Annotated in this window: 14 protein-coding genes and 1 tRNA gene; 10 read left to right on the top strand and 5 right to left on the bottom strand. The window is 67.2% G+C overall.

The window, feature by feature from the left end; genetic code table 11:
• The first annotated feature begins 217 nt into the window (after window positions 1-217).
• The 4 genes from uraD (at window position 218) to ON40_RS44195 (ending at window position 2,824) form a co-directional block, all read left to right on the top strand.
• The gene (gene uraD, locus ON40_RS44180; protein ID WP_051194539.1) at window positions 218-715 is read left to right on the top strand and encodes a 2-oxo-4-hydroxy-4-carboxy-5-ureidoimidazoline decarboxylase; all 498 of its coding nucleotides are present in this window, start codon (window positions 218-220) and stop codon (window positions 713-715) included.
• Window positions 712-1,047 (top strand): hydroxyisourate hydrolase, encoded by a 336-nt coding sequence (uraH, locus tag ON40_RS44185; protein WP_040831765.1) that lies wholly within the window; start codon window positions 712-714, stop codon window positions 1,045-1,047. The genes uraD and uraH overlap by 4 nt, the downstream gene beginning before the upstream one ends.
• Window positions 1,048-1,050: 3 nt before the next feature.
• On the top strand, window positions 1,051-1,959 hold the full coding sequence (gene pucL / locus ON40_RS44190) for a factor-independent urate hydroxylase (RefSeq protein ID WP_040831766.1): 909 nt from the start codon (window positions 1,051-1,053) through the stop codon (window positions 1,957-1,959).
• A gap of 112 nt (window positions 1,960-2,071) precedes the next feature.
• Entirely contained in the window at window positions 2,072-2,824 is a 753-nt protein-coding gene (locus ON40_RS44195) for an IclR family transcriptional regulator (protein WP_051194540.1), read from the top strand.
• Between the two features lie 33 nt (window positions 2,825-2,857).
• On the opposite strand, the gene ON40_RS44200 is transcribed toward ON40_RS44195, so the two are convergent.
• On the bottom strand, window positions 2,858-3,934 hold the full coding sequence (locus tag ON40_RS44200; RefSeq protein ID WP_040831768.1) for a LacI family DNA-binding transcriptional regulator: 1,077 nt from the start codon (window positions 3,932-3,934) through the stop codon (window positions 2,858-2,860).
• A gap of 118 nt (window positions 3,935-4,052) precedes the next feature.
• On the opposite strand from ON40_RS44200, the gene ON40_RS44205 reads away from it, so the two are divergent.
• A complete protein-coding gene (locus tag ON40_RS44205) occupies window positions 4,053-5,090 on the top strand; it encodes a carbohydrate kinase family protein (protein ID WP_218008981.1) in 1,038 nt (345 codons plus the stop codon).
• A gap of 35 nt (window positions 5,091-5,125) precedes the next feature.
• Here the strand turns inward: ON40_RS44205 and ON40_RS44210 are convergent, their stop codons facing one another.
• Window positions 5,126-5,899, bottom strand: a complete 774-nt coding sequence (locus tag ON40_RS44210) for a DUF5666 domain-containing protein (protein WP_051194531.1) — start codon at window positions 5,897-5,899, stop codon at window positions 5,126-5,128.
• 254 nt (window positions 5,900-6,153) lie between these two features.
• On the opposite strand from ON40_RS44210, the gene ON40_RS44215 reads away from it, so the two are divergent.
• The 3 genes from ON40_RS44215 to ON40_RS44225 all read left to right on the top strand — a co-directional run bounded on the left by ON40_RS44215 (window position 6,154) and on the right by ON40_RS44225 (window position 10,782).
• Window positions 6,154-6,858, top strand: coding sequence for a response regulator transcription factor (locus tag ON40_RS44215; protein ID WP_051194541.1), 705 nt, complete (start codon window positions 6,154-6,156; stop codon window positions 6,856-6,858).
• Window positions 6,836-8,536, top strand: a complete 1,701-nt coding sequence (locus ON40_RS44220) for a sensor histidine kinase (RefSeq protein ID WP_083896403.1) — start codon at window positions 6,836-6,838, stop codon at window positions 8,534-8,536. The genes ON40_RS44215 and ON40_RS44220 overlap by 23 nt, the downstream gene beginning before the upstream one ends.
• Before the next feature lie 203 nt (window positions 8,537-8,739).
• A complete protein-coding gene (locus ON40_RS44225) occupies window positions 8,740-10,782 on the top strand; it encodes a glycosyltransferase family 39 protein (protein WP_083896404.1) in 2,043 nt (680 codons plus the stop codon).
• A gap of 257 nt (window positions 10,783-11,039) precedes the next feature.
• Here ON40_RS44225 and ON40_RS44230 read toward each other — a convergent pair.
• Window positions 11,040-11,112, bottom strand: a tRNA-Gly gene (locus ON40_RS44230).
• Window positions 11,113-11,312: 200 nt separating this feature from the next.
• Between ON40_RS44230 and ON40_RS44235 the strand changes: the two genes are divergently transcribed.
• Window positions 11,313-13,376, top strand: a complete 2,064-nt coding sequence (locus tag ON40_RS44235; RefSeq protein ID WP_040831771.1) for an ArnT family glycosyltransferase — start codon at window positions 11,313-11,315, stop codon at window positions 13,374-13,376.
• A 228-nt stretch (window positions 13,377-13,604) separates the two neighbouring features.
• Entirely contained in the window at window positions 13,605-14,567 is a 963-nt protein-coding gene (locus ON40_RS44240) for an alpha/beta hydrolase (RefSeq protein ID WP_040831772.1), read from the top strand.
• A gap of 132 nt (window positions 14,568-14,699) precedes the next feature.
• Here the strand turns inward: ON40_RS44240 and ON40_RS44245 are convergent, their stop codons facing one another.
• A complete protein-coding gene (locus tag ON40_RS44245) occupies window positions 14,700-15,914 on the bottom strand; it encodes a DUF445 domain-containing protein (protein ID WP_040831773.1) in 1,215 nt (404 codons plus the stop codon).
• Window positions 15,915-16,019: 105 nt separating this feature from the next.
• Window positions 16,020-16,454 (bottom strand): nuclear transport factor 2 family protein, encoded by a 435-nt coding sequence (locus ON40_RS44250; RefSeq protein ID WP_040831774.1) that lies wholly within the window; start codon window positions 16,452-16,454, stop codon window positions 16,020-16,022.
• Window positions 16,455-16,481: the final 27 nt, after the last annotated feature.

The raw sequence follows: 16,481 nt of genomic DNA on the forward strand, positions 1-16,481 counted from the left end.
GTGGAATTTCACTTCCGTAATACGACGGTAACGCCTGTCGGGCATGGTGGTCAACACTTTTCGTGGATCCGGGCGAACCGTTGACAGGGTGCTGCGATCGGCTCTAGATTCTCTATAGTGGAACTTAGATTCCACAATGTAGAAGTTTTGGCGTGATTTGGTCGTTCGGTTTCCGGTCGTGATCCCGCCGGAACAATGGGACTCGGAGGTGTGGCGAATGCGACGACCACTGACGATGACGCAGCTGAACCAGCTGCCCGAGGACGATTGGCGGGCCACGCTCGGCGAGGTGGTCGGCCTGACGGAGTGGATCGACACGGTCGCCGCCGCGCGGCCCTACGCCGACCGCGCGGCCCTGCTGTCCCTGGCCGAACGGGAGGTACTCGCACTGCGCCCCGAACAGGTGCGCGCCGCGCTGGCCGATCACCCCCGGATCGGCGCGGCCACCGCCCCCGGCTCACCGGCCGCAGGGGAGCAGTCCGGCGTCGACTCCGCCGATGCCGCCCTGCTCGAACGGCTGCGGGCGGGAAATCGCGCCTACGAAGCCAGATTCGGACTCATCTATCTGGTGTGCGCCGCCGGTCGCACCGGGCCGGAGATGCTCGCCGATCTCACTGCACGCCTGGACAACGAACGGGACGCCGAAATCCTGGTCACGAGACGAGAACTCGCCGCGATCGCACGAAAGCGACTGGAACGGATGGTAATTCCATGACCCGTAGCGCCATCACCACCCACGTGCTCGACACGGCGGGCGGTCGTCCCGCACGCGACGTGCCCGTCCGGCTCGAGGTGCGCACGCCGCAGGGCTGGCGGGAACTGGGTTCCGGTCGCACCGACGAGGACGGCCGCTGCACCACCCTCGGTCCCGAGCGGGTCGAGGCCGCAGATCATCGGCTCACCTTCGACACGGCCGCCTACTACGGCGACCGTGACCACTTCTTCCCCGAGGTGACGGTGACCTTCACCATCACCGATCCGCAACAGCACCACCATGTTCCGCTGCTGTTGTCCCCGTTCGCCATTTCCACCTATCGAGGGAGCTGACCCATGGCCATCCAGCTCGGGCCCAATCAGTACGGCAAGGCCGAGAACCGTCTCGTGCGGGTCTTCCGGGACACCGATCGGCATCGGATCCGCGACCTCAACGTCTCCACCGCGCTGCGCGGCCGGTTCGAGGACGCGCACATCACCGGTGATCAGCGCGACGTCCTGCCCACCGATACCCAGAAGAACACGGTGTTCGCCTTCGCCAAGCAGAAGGGCGTGGCCGCGATCGAGGATTTCGCGCTCACCCTCGGTGACCACTTCATCGCCGCCTGTCCGGGCGCGGACGGCGCACGTGTGGAGATCGACGAGTACGCCTGGGATCGCATCCCGGTCGACGGCGTGCCGCACGATCACTCCTTCGTGCGGACCGGCGGCGGGGTGCGCACGACGGTGGTCAACATCGACGGCGTCGGGCCGGATCGGCGGGCGCACGTGGTGTCCGGGATCAAGGATCTGGTGGTGCTGAAGTCGACCGGTTCGGAATTCCACGGGTTCTTCCAGGACGAATACACCACCCTGGAACCCACCACCGACCGGATCATGGCGACCTCCCTGGTCGCACGCTGGCGATACAACCCCACCGGTGTGATCGACTGGGACGGGAGTTTCGACTCGATTCGCTCGATCCTGTTGCGGGAGTTCGCGGTTGTGCACTCCTACGCCCTGCAACAGACCCTCTACAGCATGGGGCGCGCGGTACTCGAACAGCATCCGGACGTCGCCGAGATCCGCTTCTCGGCCCCGAACAAGCACCACTTCCAATACGACCTGGAGCGTTTCGGCGTGGACAATCCGGGTGAGGTGTTCATCGCCGCGGACCGGCCGTACGGATTGATCGAGGCCACTGTCGAGCGCGATGACGCACCGGACCCCGGCCGGGCCTGGCACGGCATCCCCGGTTTCTGCTGAGCGGTGGTTCGCAGGGCCCTCGAGACCGACCCCAGCTTCCGAATGGCGGAATTCGCTGCCAAGATGGTGGAAATACCTATCGAGGAGGAGCGACGCCGTGACCGAGACGCAGATGCGGACCAGTGGCGGTGTCCAGTCCGTCGATCGGGCTTTCGAACTGCTGGAGCTGGTGGCCGACGCCGGTGGGGAGGCGACGCTGTCCCAGCTCGCGGAGGTGTCCGGGCTGCCGCAGCCGACCATTCATCGGCTGTTGCGCACGCTCATCTCCGGCGGATACATCCGGCAGCAGCCATCACGGCGATACTCGTTGGGGCCCAGGCTGATTCGGCTCGGCGAGACGGCCAGCCGGGTGCTGGGCGCCTCGGCTCGCCCGCATCTGACACGGCTGCGGGACCTGACCGGGGAAACCTCCAATATGGCCGTGCTGGACGGAGATCAGGTCGTCTACGTCGCGCAGGTGCCCTCGCCGCATGCCATGCGGATGTTCACCGAGGTCGGTCAGCGTGTGGACCTGCACTGCACCGCCGTCGGCAAGGCCGTGCTGGCCACCCTGCCGCCCGCCGAGGTCGATCGCATTCTGTCGCGAATCACGATGAGCCCCCGCACAACTCACACCATCACCGATCCGGCCGTGATCCGCGAGGAGATCGACCACATCCGTGAGCTGGGCTACGCCCAGGACGACGGTGAGCAGGAGATCGGCGTCCGCTGTTTCGCGGTGGCCATCCCCGACGCGCCGACCCGCGCCGCCCTGTCCATCTCCGGCCCGCAGGCCCGGGTCTCCGGTCTGGACGTGGACGCCGTCATCCCGATGCTCAAGGACGCCGCCGCCAGTCTCGGGCGAGATCTCAACGCAGCCAACTGATTCGGACCTCGCTGCGGGTGCGGCCATGGTGAATCACCGACGATCGGGCCCTCGGGCCGGGATCTCGCCGGAGCCGCGGGGGATGAGCTGGGTGGGGATCACTCGGTGCTGGGGTGGGGAGGTGTCGCCGTCGAGGCGGGCGAAGAGGAGTTCGGCGGCGGCGTGGCCGATGCGGGTGGGGTCCTGGGTTATCGCGGTGAGGGGTGGGGTGATGAGGTCGGCCAGGGGGAGATCGTCGAAACTCACCAGGGCGATGTCGTGGTTCAGGTGGTGTTTCCCGATTGTGCGCAGGAGCGCGGTGGTGATCAGGTTCTGGGCGCTGAAGACGGCGGTGGGACGGTCGGGGCGGGTGAGTAGGGATTCGGCCGCGGTCGCGGCGGCTTCGGGGGAGTGTAGGTCGGTGTGAATCAGACTGGGGTCCAGGGGGATTCCGGTTCGAGCCAGGCCCTCGACGTATCCGGCACAGCGGTGTGCGGCGGTCTGGATCGTGCGTAGGTCGCCGAGGTAGGCGATGCGGCGATGGCCCTGTGCGGCAAGGTGTTCCACGGCGCGACGTGCGCCCTCGCGGTTATCGGCCGTGACGCTGTCGAATTCGGCCGACTCGGGTGCGCGGTCGACGAAAACCACTGGGGTGCCCCGCATCTGCTCGTGCAGCAGGACGCGGTGATCGGTGCCGACCGGCATCACGACGAGGCCGTCCACGCGACGGGACAGCAGGGCCTCGAGCACCTCGCGCTGACGGTCCGGATCCTCGTCGCTCGACACCGCGAACACCAATGTGCCACGGCCGTGGGCGAAATCCTCCACCGCGCGATGCACGGCCGCGGCGAACGGATTGGCGACGTCCAGCAACACCAGGCCGATCGCGGCGGTCTTCTGCCCGCGTCCGCGCAGCGTGCTGGCCGCGAGATTGTGCCGGTAGTCGAGCATCGCGGCGGCTTCGGTGACTCGTGTGGTCAGCTCGGGGGATACCCCGGCCTCGCCGCGCACCACCCGCGACACGGTCTTGATGCTCACACCAGCCAATGCCGCGACCTCGCGCATGGTGGCGGCGGGTCGCGCCGCACCGGGGCCGGACTTCGGTGCGCGTGGACCTGACAACGCTGACACCGTCTATTTCTAGCATGTCGAGGAAGTGTGATCTGCGCTTGTCCAGGGCGGTATTCCGAATCCCTGGACGAGTCGCAGGCCACTGTCTATTGTCTCTGACAACGTTGTCTTTTTCGCGGTGGCGATCGAGGTCGGCAAGGAGGTGTGCGAGGTGAACGGGGAATCCGGGGAGGCGACAGCGCGAGGTGAGCGCATCATCGCCGTGGCCGGGGAAGCGTTGGTCGATCTCGTGCCCGCCGACGTCCCGGGACATTTCGTGGCGATGCCCGGCGGTAGTCCGACGAATGTCGCCGTGGGTCTGGTCCGGCTGGGTGCGCCGGTGCGGTTGCTCGCGCGGATCGGGGCGGGCGCGATGGGAACCCGCGTCCGGAACCATCTGCGGCACAACGATATAAGCCTCGATCACACGATCCAGGCGCAGGAGCCGACCTCACTGGCCATCGTCGATCTGGATGAGAACGGCGTCGCGCAGTACGACTTCCGCATCGATGGCACCGCGGACTGGCAGTGGACCGACGCCGAACTGACCGATGCACTCGACGGCGATGTGGTCGCCCTGCACGCCGGCTCGCTGGCGATGACCCAGCAGCCCGGGGCCGATGCCCTGCTGCGGCTGATCGAACGCGCCCGGCCCGCCGCGACCATCTCCTACGACCCGAATATGCGGCCGCAGTTGATGATTCACGAGCAGGCGCGCAGCAGGGTCGAAACCGTGTTGTCGCTGGCCGATGTGGTCAAGGTCAGTTCCGAGGATCTGGCCTGGCTCTATCCCGGACGTCCGGCACAGGACGTCCTCGCCGACTGGGCATGCCGGGGCCCGGCGTTGGTCGTCGTCACCCTCGGTGGTGACGGCGCCCTCGCCGCCACCACCGAGAATCGCATTTCGGTGCACCGCCCCGGCCTGCCGATCGACGTCGTCGACACCGTCGGCGCGGGCGATGCCTTCTCCACCGGCCTGCTCGCCGGTCTGCATCGCCGTGACCTGCTCGGCGCGGATCGCCGAAAAGCCTTGCGGGCCATGGCGGAAGCCGACCTGGTCCAACTCCTGGACGAAGCGGCGCTGATAGCGGCCCTGACCTGCACCCGCCGTGGAGCTGACCCGCCCACGACCGCACAGGTCAGCGACTTCGTCGATCGCGCGCGGCGCCTGGCCTGATCCGCTGTGCCCGCTTCGGCGCAGCTGATGCCGGATCAGTTGGTCGTCGGACCCTGTGCGTCCATCCGGGTTCCGGGCCCGCCGTTCATGCCACCCATGCCGTCGGGGCCGAATTGGCCCGGCCCGCTGGGCATCTGGTTCGGATCACTGCTGCTGCCGTCGTTCGCGCCGCCCGGACGTGCGGAGGTGCGGCTGTTGCGACGGCTCAGACCGCTGCCGTTCGGGTTGGCGCTGGGCTCGGTGATGACCGTCGCCGTCGACGTTCCGTTGGCGTCGGTGGCCCGGATGCTCACCGTGTCACCGACTTTCAGACCGGACTCGGACTGCGTCGAGGTGTTGATGGTGTAGGTGTGGGTGTACTGGTCGGTACTCTTCGCCGTGATCGAATCGGCGGAAATCGCTGTGACAGTTCCGGTTTGAGTGAGTTCGGTGGTGTATCCGCCGTTGCCGTCGGAGATCACGAACTGTCCGTGCAGGGTCGGTGCGCCGATCGCGCCGCCCGCAGCGGCGTTCGCTCCGCCCGGACCGGAGGAATTCGCTCCGCCCTGGCCGCCGGGGCCGTTCATACTCCAGCCGGGGCCACCGCCCGGCCCGCCGAATCCGCCGTGCTCGGACGAATTGCCCGAGGCGGCATAGATCACTCCGCCACCCACGGCGGCGATCGCCGCGGCGATGCCGACGGTGGCGACGGTCTTGCGGGTGTTCCAGGTCGAGGGGGTGGTCTGCGGGGCGCCCCAGGTCGGCTCGGTGGGGGCCGGCTCGGCGTGTTCGGGCTGCTCGGGGCGCGGGGGCTGCTCGGGAGCGGTCATGATGGAAGTACTCCTTGGGTACGAGGGCCCGACAGGGTCGTCGGTGTTCGCTCCACCGTGTGCGGCGAAGCTGGGTGCGGGCTGTGCGCGGAGTCAGTGTTGGATATGTGTGCCCTGGTCAGGAGGGTTTTCCGGGGCGGTGTACGTTTCACAGGTAGCGCACAGCCGGGACAAAGCCCGCTCCGAGCAGCGGGCGTGACCATGATGAGGTGACCGCTATGACCAGTGCCAATACCCCGACCGAACGCCCCGTGATGCGCCGCGCCGACGGCAGTCCCGTGACCGTGCTGGTCGTCGACGACGAGCCGATGCTGGCCGAGATGTTGTCGATGGCGCTGCGGTTCGAAGGCTGGGAGGTGCACAGCGCCGGCGACGGCCGCACCGCCATCGCCCGAGCCCGCGAGACGCGCCCCGACGTGGTCGTCCTGGACGTCATGCTGCCCGATATGACCGGACTCGAGGTCCTGGGCAAGATGCGCGCGGAGATCGCCCACCTGCCGGTTCTGCTGCTGACCGCCAAGGATTCGGTCGAGGACCGCATCGCCGGGCTCACCGCGGGCGGCGACGACTACGTCACCAAGCCGTTCAGCATCGAGGAAGTCGTGCTGCGGCTGCGCGCCCTGCTGCGTCGCACCGGAATCACGTTGCACGACAGCGGCGCTCAGATCGTCGTCGGCGATCTCGTCCTGGACGAGGACAGCCACGAGGTGACCCGCGGCGGCGACCCGATCACGTTGACCTCCACCGAATTCGAACTGCTGCGCTTCTTCATGCGCAATCCCAAACGCGTGCTGAGCAAGGCGCAGATCCTGGACCGGGTCTGGAACTACGACTTCGGCGGCACCTCCAACATCGTCGAACTGTACGTCTCCTACCTGCGCAAGAAGATCGACAACGGGCGCGAGCCGATGATTCACACGCTCCGGGGTGCGGGTTATGTCCTCAAACCTGCTACCTGAGCCACCCGCTTCCGGCGCGGCGGCGGTGCCGTTGGGTCGGCGATCGCGCCGGCTCTCCGGCACCAGGCTCGACTCTCGTGAATCTGTCCGGGAGGACCCCTACCCCCGCTCCGGCCGCTGGTCTCCGCGACGCTGGTCGCTGCGACTGCGGCTGCTGGTCGGTCAGGTGCTGCTGCTGGTGCTCGTGGTCGTCGGCATCGGAGCCGCGACAGAGCTTGCGCTGCAACAGTTCCTGGTTCACCAGCTGGATTCGCAGCTGATGGATACCGAGACCCACGCGCTGTTCGATTCCGGCGGTGGCCCCAGCGTCGGTCACCTTCCCGACGATATCGCCGCGCATCCGCCGCCGCATCCGCCGGAGTCCAAGACGTCCGGGCCGGGTCCGACCTTCCTGAACCGCGGCGGCATCCAGCCCGATTCCATCGGTGCTGTGGTCGCCGACGGAAAGGTCACGGCCGCAGGCAAAATCGGCTCCGACGGCAGTCAGGTATCGCTGAGTGACACCGCGAAGAGTCAGCTGGCGAACCTCGCGACCGACAACAAGCCGGTCACGATAGATCTGGACGGGGTCGGCAGCTATCGGGTCGTGGCGAGCCAGACTTTCAAGCACACCACCGTCGTCAGCGGCCTGCCGATGGCGTCGGTGAACGCGACACTCATACGGGGACTGGCCGTTTCGGTGATCGTCACGGTCGTCGCACTGGCCGTCGCGATCACGGTCGGCGTCTGGGTGATCCGACGCGCCCTCGCGCCGCTGGATCGGGTCGCCTCGACCGCCGCCCGGGTGGCGCGGTTGCCGCTGGATCGCGGGGAAGTCGAACTGCCCGTTCGTGTTCCGGAGTCGGACTCCGATCCGGGCACCGAGGTCGGCAAGCTCGGCGCGGCCGTGAACCGGATGCTGGACCATATCGCCGGAGCGCTCTCGGCTCGGCACGACAGCGAGATCCGGGTGCGGCAGTTCGTCGCCGACGCCAGCCACGAGTTGCGTACGCCGCTGGCCGCGATTCGCGGCTATACCGAACTGGCGCAACGGAATCGGGACGAGGTTCCGCCGATCGTCGCGGATGCCATGGGCCGGGTGGATTCCGCCGCGCACCGGATGTCCGGACTCGTGGAGGATCTGCTGCTGCTCGCGCGGCTGGATTCGGGTCGACCGCTCGAACGGCAGCCCGTCGATCTGACCCCGCTGACCGTCGACGCGGTCAGTGATGCCCATGTCGCGGGCCCGGATCACCGCTGGGATCTGTCGTTGCCGGATCGTCCGGTGATGGTGCTCGGCGACGTCGCCCGGCTCCATCAGGTCCTGGCCAATCTGCTCACCAATGCCCGCGTGCACACCCCGCCGGGCACCACCGTGGTCGCCGCGCTCGATATCGATGCCGACGGTTCTGCGGTGTGGACCGTGCGGGACGACGGGCCCGGCATCCCGGCCGCGTTGCAACCGGAGGTGTTCCAGCGGTTCGCCCGCGGCGACTCCTCGCGGTCGCGGCATGCGGGCAGTACCGGGCTGGGCCTGGCGATCGTGGCCGCCGTGGTCAAGGCGCACGGTGGTGAGATCACCGTGCACAGCCTGCCCGGCCGCACCGAATTCACCGTCCGGCTGCCGCTGATCACGGTCGGCGCGGCTGACCACTCGGGCTGGAGCGTGACTCGGGCCCCAGGGCATGACTCGAGCTGACGATGAGCACGGGATACCGGTGTGACACGAAGACCTCCGATTGGTGGGCGGCGGCTGGCCGCTGACCGATCGGAGGTCTTCGGCATGTCGGATCTCCCCGCCATCACCGATAGTGATGGGCAATACGCCCGCTCGTTCACGCTCACAGCAAGTGCACAGCGGCGACCTAGTGTGGAATCACGAATAGTTCGCAGAATTACAGCGTGACCTCGACATTGCTGGAACCTGTAGCCGCCCCGCCGGAGCCGCTGCCCGCCGCGAACCGGCGGCCGCAGCGGATTCGGCGCCTGAGTCTGGCGGCCCTGTTGGTCGCGACGGCGGTGTTGTATCTGTGGGACCTGGGGGCGAGCGGTTGGGCCAACCAGTTCTACGCCGCGGCCGTGCAGGCCGGGTCGTCGAGCTGGAAGGCGATGCTGTTCGGATCCAGTGACGCGGCGAATTCGATCACCGTGGACAAGACGCCCGGTGCGCTGTGGGTGATGGACATCTCCGCCCGGCTGTTCGGCTTCAACGCGTGGAGTCTGCTCGTGCCCCAGGCGCTCGAGGGCGTCGCGGCGGTCGCGGTGCTGTATGCCGCGGTGCGCAGGGTCGGCGGGCACTGGCCCGGGATCCTGGCCGGAGCCGTGCTGGCGCTGACGCCGGTGGCCTCCTTGATGTTCCGCTACGACAACCCGGACGCACTGCTGGTCCTGATGCTGACCGCGGCGGCCTACTGCACGCTGCGGGCGGTCGAGAAGGATTCCGCCGCTTGGTGGTTGCCCTTGGCGGGCGTGTTCATCGGGTTCGGTTTCCTGGCCAAGATGTTGCAGGCGTTCCTGGTGCTCCCCGCACTGCTGGTGGTGTATCTGCTTGCCTCGCACCGGTCTTGGCCTCGACGGCTGCTGCAAGCCGGTGCCGCGGCGTTGGCTCTGATGGTGTCCGCGGGCTGGTATCTGGCCCTGGTGGCGCTGTGGCCCGCGGGTTCGCGGCCCTACGTCGGCGGCTCACAGAACAACAGTGTGCTCGAATTGGCCCTGGGCTACAACGGCATCGGCCGGTTGACCGGCGATGAGACCGGTGGTTTGGGCAACACCAACTACGACGCCGGCTGGAATCGGTTGTTCGCCGACTCGATGGGCGGTCAGATCGCCTGGTTGATCCCGGCGGCGGTAATCCTGGGCGTGGCCGGACTGTGGGTGATCCGGCGGGCCCCGCGCACCGACCGCACCCGCGCGGCACTGCTGGTCTGGCTGGGCTGGCTGGTGATCACCGGTGGTGTGTTCAGCTTCGCAAACGGAATTCTGCACCCGTACTACACCGTGGCGCTCGCGCCCGCGATCGCCGGCGCTGTCGGAATCGGCGCGGCGCTGATGTGGCGCAGCCGCAACGATATTCGCTCTCGCGTCGTGCTGGCCGGAACGTTGCTCGTGACCGCCGCGCTGGCTTGGGTGCTGTTGCGGCGGACCTCGGATTGGCTGCCCTGGTTGGCTCCGGTCATCGTCGCCGCATCGGTACTCGCGGCGGTGCTGCTGCTGGTGGTCGACCGGCTGCCCAAGGTTGTTGCGACGCTGGCGTTGCTGCTGGCCGTGGTCGCCGGTTCGGCCGGTCCCGCCGCGTACTCCGTTGCGACAGTGACGACCACGCACAGTGGAGCCATGCCTTCGGCGGGCCCGGACGGTGCGGGCTTCCCGGGCGGCGGCCACGGCGGACCGGGCGGCGGGCACGGCGGACCGGGCGGCGGGCACCGTAACGGCGGCGCAAGCGCCGACGGTGGTGCGAATGCCGCAGGTGGACAGTTCAATACGACCAACGGACCAGGTGCGAACGCCCCCGGCACCGGAACTGTGGCCGGTAACTCCCAAGCCGGAAATCCGGGAGGTCAGCACGGCGGACCGTTCGGCAGCGTCGATCCCGGTGCGAATGTTGTTGCGGCACTGAAGAGCAACGCGAGGAACTACACCTGGGCGGCGGCCACCATCGGCTCGGACAACGCCGCCGGGTATCAGCTGGCCGTGGACGCCCCGGTGATGGCCATCGGCGGCTACAACGGCACCGACCCGTCGCCGACTCTGGCGCAGTTCAAAACCTATGTGGCCCAACACAAGATCCACTACTTCATCGACGCGTCGGTGATGGGCGGCATGCGCGGTGGTTCCTCGAACAGCGGCAGCGAGGCGTCCTCGGAGATCTCCGCCTGGGTGAAGGCCAACTTCACCGCCCAGACCATCGACGGCACCACGGTCTACGACCTGACGGCTGCACAATAACCAGAAGCATGTGACATGAATCCGCACCCGTTCCAGACCGGAACGGGCGCGGATTCGTGTCGGGGGCGTGCGGATTTGTGCTGGGGTGTGTGTGTCGACTGGTCGCTTCAGCGCACACGCGACTGTCCCGGAGGGTCCTACGGCCATTACCGCCGACTGGGCAACGAATACCGTCTCGACTCGGGAATTTCGTCGGGTTGACGATGGGAATTCGAACGGCCTCCGGAACCCGGGGCGCTCTTTCCGAAAAAACAGCGAGCGGATGACGGGATTCGAACCCGCGACCCTCACCTTGGCAAGGTGATGCGCTACCAGCTGCGCTACATCCGCATTCCGCGTTCCCGCGGCGAGTAGAAACCTTAGCCCACCGAGCGGGAAAATATCGAATCGGCAGGTCAGATGGGGTGCTGCCGATGCATCGGCGGTGCGCGCAACCGGGCCGAAGAATTCACAGGATGCGCACAGGGCGGACCAATATCCGGCCCATCGCGGAATCCGAACATGGTAGGGACCGATGAGAGGACCTACCGATGACGATCACCGCCGCGCCCGTCCACCGGGCCGCACCCGTTGAGACCGTCGAGCCGCGCAGGCGACCGCCGTTGCATCGCTGGCTCTACGGACCACCCGACCAAGCACGCTGGGTCCGGCCGAGCCTGTGGGCTCTACTGGTCGTGGCCGCGTTCCTGTACTTCTGGGGCCTGACCCGCAACGGCTGGGCCAACGACTTCTACGCCGCCGCAGTGCAATCCGGCACCAAGAGCTGGAAGGCGCTGCTGTTCGGCTCGCTCGATCCGGGCAACTCCATCACCGTCGACAAGCCGCCCGCCGCCATGTGGGTGATGGCGCTGTCCGGTCGTCTGCTGGGCTTCAGCTCGTTCTCGATGCTGCTGCCCGAGGCGCTGATGGGTGTGGCCTCGGTGGCTCTGGTGTACGCCGCGGTGCGGCGCTGGAGCGGACCGGCGGCCGGGCTGCTCGCGGGCAGCGCGCTGGCGCTGACTCCGGTGGCCGCGTTGATGTTCCGGTTCAACAACCCGGACGCGCTGCTGGTGTTCCTGCTCGTCGCGGCGGCCTACTGCACGGTGCGCGCCACCGAGAAGGGCAGCGGTCGCTGGCTGGCGCTGGCCGGTGTCGCGGTCGGATTCGCCTTCCTCGCCAAGTTGATGCAGGCGTTCCTGGTGCTGCCCGCGCTGGGACTGGTCTTCCTGGTCGCCGCGCCGATCACCCTGCGCAAGCGCATCGGCAAACTGCTCGGTGCGTGCGTCGCGATGGTGATCTCCGGCGGCTGGTTCGTGGCCCTGGTTGCCCTGTGGCCCAGCGCTTCCCGGCCGTACATCGGCGGATCTACCAACAACAGCCTGCTCGAGCTGGCGCTGGGCTACAACGGCCTGGGGCGTGTGCTGGGCGGTGAAGGCAACGGCGGCGGAGGCGGCGGTGGTGGTGGCACCATGTTCGGTGGCAGCACCGGCATCACCCGGCTGTTCGGCGACTCCTTCGGCACCGAGATCTCCTGGATGCTGCCCGCCGCGCTGATCGGACTGGTCGCGGGCCTGTGGTTCACCCGACGCACTCCGCGTACCGGACGTACCCGGGCGGGCCTGATCCTCTGGGGCGGTTGGCTTCTCGTCACCGGCATCGTGTTCAGCTTCATGCAGGGCACCATCCACCCGTACTACATGATCGCGCTGGCGCCGGCCGCGGCCGCGCTGGTGGGCATGTCGGTGATCGAATTGTGGCGCGGCAGAAGCAATCTCTCCGCCCGCGTGGTGCTCGGCGCGATGCTGGCCGCCACCGGAGTCTGGAACTACGTGCTGCTCGATCGCACCCCCGACTGGTATCCGGCGCTGCGCTGGATCGTGCTGGTGGGTTCGATTCTGGTCGCGGCGGTGCTGATCGTCGGCGCCCACGCGCTGGGCCGGTTCACGGTGATCGTCGCGGCGGCGGGCCTGCTGTTCGGATTCGCGGGTTCGGCGGCCTACACCATCGACACCGTGGCGACCGTGCACACCGGTTCCATCCCGACCTCGGGGCCGAGCTCCGGCCAGGGCTTCGGCGGCGGACCCGGCGGCGGGGGAGGCGCACACAAGCCCTCGGGCACAACGGGTTCGAGTATGCCGGGCAACGCTCCCTCGGGGACCTCGCAGTCGGGTAACGCACCCTCGGACACCGCATCGTCCGGGACTTCGACCGGCGCGAATTCGACGCAGACCCAGCAGTCCGGCGGCCAAGGCGGCGGATTCGGCGAGGGGACGGACAACAACACCGCGCTGCAGCAGTTGATGAAGAACAGCACCAACTACCGTTGGGCGGCGGCCGCGATCGGCTCGCAGTCCGCGGGCAGCCTCGAATTGTCCACCGGCGCTTCGGTGATGGCGATCGGCGGCTTCACCGGCAGCGACAACTCCCCGACGCTGGCGCAGTTCGAGCAGTACGTGGCCGACGGTGACATCCACTACTTCATCGCGGGCGGCCACGGTGGCCCCGGCGGCGACTCCGGAGTGGCGTCCCAGATCACGACCTGGGTCGAACAGCACTACACCGCGACAACGGTCGGCGGCACCACGGTCTACGACCTGACCAAGCCGATCTCCTGACCGATTCGTCGGTGGTCCCGAAACACGGGCCCGGAAATATCAGGCATTCACCCGATGTTTCCGGGCCCGTTCCGCGTGCTCCCGGCCGTTGCGACCGGACCGCCCTCGCGCGTGCGGATTTCGCGGCTCGCCGGTTCACCGAAAACGTGTTGTTCGGACGTCGCGCTCTCTACGATGCCTGGCGTGAAGATTCTCCCGGCGGCCCGATCGGCTCGCAGAAGTCGGCCTGTGGCATATGTCGTTGCTCTGGTCGCGGCAGTGGTTTCACCGTTGTGCGCATCGCCATCGATCGCGAACGCCCAAGCCACCGTCGACCACATCACGCGAATCTCCGCGCAGCGCGAGGAGATATACGTGCAGTCTCCGGCGATGCAGCGGGTCGTCCAGCTCGATGTGCTGCTGCCCGCCGATCAGGGCCCGTCCCGTCCCACCCTGTATCTGCTGGACGGGAACGGTGCGTCCGACACCGAGGGACAGAGCACCTGGGCCATGCGCGGCGGCGCGGTGCAGTTCTTCGCGGACAAGCCCGTCAACGTGGTGATGCCGGTGGGCGGCCCCGGCAGCTTCTACACCGACTGGGAGAAGGACGATCCCAAGCTGGGGCACAACAAGTGGGAAACCTTCCTCACCGTCGAGCTGCCGCCGCTGGTGAACGGACTGCTGAAGGGCAACGGCGTCAACGCGATCGGCGGTGTCTCGATGGGCGCGCAGGCCGCCGCGACATTGACCGTTCGCAATCCCACCCTGTACCGCGCGCTGGCCACCTTCAGCGGCTGCCTGTATTCGAGTAACGCCGGGCAGTTGTCGGTGCGCCCGGTGGTCATCTCCGACGGCGGAAATCCGGACAACATGTGGGGTCGCGCGACCGACCCGCAGTGGAAAGCACACGACCCCAGCGCGCACCTGGACCAACTGCGCGGCAAACCCGTCTTCGTGTACACCGGCACCGGCATAACCGGCCCCGCCGACGCCAACTTCGACCCCAGCTTCACCTACCCGGTCACCCTGACCGAATCGATCGCGATCGAACAGGCCGCCCACGACTGCACCGTCTCCATCCTGGCCGCGATGAATCTGTCCGGCATCCACCCCCAGGTCGACTGGAACGCCATAGGCACCCACTCCTGGCCGTACTGGAAAGCCGCCCTCCCGAAGTCCTGGCCGACCCTGAAATCCGGTCTGGGAGTCTGATCCGGCCCGGAGTCCACATCTGCTCGGTGCGCCTCGCGGCACGGTGCCCTGTGCCCCCCATCGGGCACAGGGCCGCCGTTGGTTGGAATGTAGTGCAGTTCAGTGGAATCCGCTGTGGTAATGGCGGGACGATCAGCTGAGCAGGAGGTGAACCTGGAGTTCACCGACCAGGAAGCCGAGGATGCCGCCGATCGCCACCAGCTTCCATTCGTCCTGTTTGAAGGCGGGGCGCAGCAGGCCCTCGTACTCCAGGTCGGTGAGGTTGCGGGTTTTCTCGACCACCAGGTTGCGCAGGTCCAGGGTGCGGATCGCCTGCTCCTCGAATCCGGCTGCGGCGCTGCGGATGTAGGTGAGCATTTCGGGGACCATATCGCGCTTGAGGGTGGCGATGGTGTCACCGGCGACGAGGGTGACCAGCGGGCGGGCCGGGGCGGACTGGGCGTCGATGAATTCGCCCATCCGCCGGGACAGGATGGCGGCGAGGCGGTCGGCGCGTTCGCCGTCCAGAATCGCTTCGAGCATCCTTGCGGGAGTGAGGATCTCGGTGGCGATCAGATCGCCGTAATCGTTGCAGACCTCTTCGCGGCGCTTGTGGAACAGGCCCTGCCACGGCACGATGCCCAGAATCCACCGGCGATTCACCGGTCGGAAGATCATCTGCAGCGCAAGCCAATCCGTACTCAACCCGGTGATACCGCCGAACAGCGGCATCAACATCGGCGAATGCGTGAACGCCCAGGTGAACATCTGCACGAAACCCAGCACCGTGCCGAACAGCAGTCCCGAACGCACGATGAAGCGCAGCTCGTTGGTGCCGATGTCGCGCACCAGCTTCACCAGCAGTGCCTTGTCGTTGACCAGGGTATCGATCGCGATGGCGCGCAGATCCATCACGTGTTCGAGGTTGACGCGCAGATCGGTCGCGATGTCGTCGATCAGGGTGGGCACGTCACGCTGCACGCGCGTGATCATGGCCGTGCGCGCGAACTCCGGCATGGTCACCCAGATTCGCGGTTCGTAACGCATCATCAGCTCGTGCACCATGTGCGCGATGGCCTCGTTCAGCGGTTCGCGCAGGGTGGTGGTGAGTTCGGCGACGTCGATGCGGCTGAGCAGTTCCTCGGGATCGATGAGCCGGGTGAACATCAGATCCACCGCGACGGTCGCCATCCGCGGCGCGGCCTTGGGAACCACGCCCTGCCAGCCCAACCACGGCCGGATGCCGATGAACTCCAGTGGCCGGAAGAGCATCTCGACCGCGACCAGTTTGGTCGTCCAGCCGATCAGTGCGGCAACGACGGGTATCGAGCAGTACAGCAGCCAATGCTGTAGGAAATCGTCGATCACGCAACCGCTCCGAGCGCGAGGGATGAATCTGAGCCCACCGCGGAACAGTAACAGGTTTCTAACGATGAGCCCGGAGACGGCCGTGTGATCCGAGGGCGGCTGCCATCATGCCGACGGCGCGACGAACATGTATCCCTTCTCCTCCTCGCGCCGCTGAATCCGCCACTGTCCGTCGATCCGGACGAAGGTGTCCAGGTACCACAGACCGCACAGCATCAGGCTCTGTTTGCCCTGCGCATCGGCGACCAGCATCGGGTTGTGGCACAGTGTGCGCCCGGTCGCGGTGTCCCCGTCGACGCTGATCGAGGAGTTGCTGATCAGATGTTGGAACGCCAGGAAATTCGGCAGCATCGTCGCCAGGAACTCCTTGGTGGCGGCCAGATCTCCGGTGGACCCGCCCATCGCGCTGTAGTCGATATGCGCGTCCGGGGTGAACACCTCGTCGAGCAGATCCCACTGCCGGGTATCGACGGCATGCGAATACCGCACCATCAGATCCTGAATCTCCAGCCGATCGGAAATCTCTTGCAGTGACAACATGACAACCTCCAGGTGACGCCGAGTGTG

Source organism: Nocardia jiangxiensis NBRC 101359 (genome assembly GCF_000308615.1).
Classification (GTDB): domain Bacteria; phylum Actinomycetota; class Actinomycetes; order Mycobacteriales; family Mycobacteriaceae; genus Nocardia; species Nocardia jiangxiensis.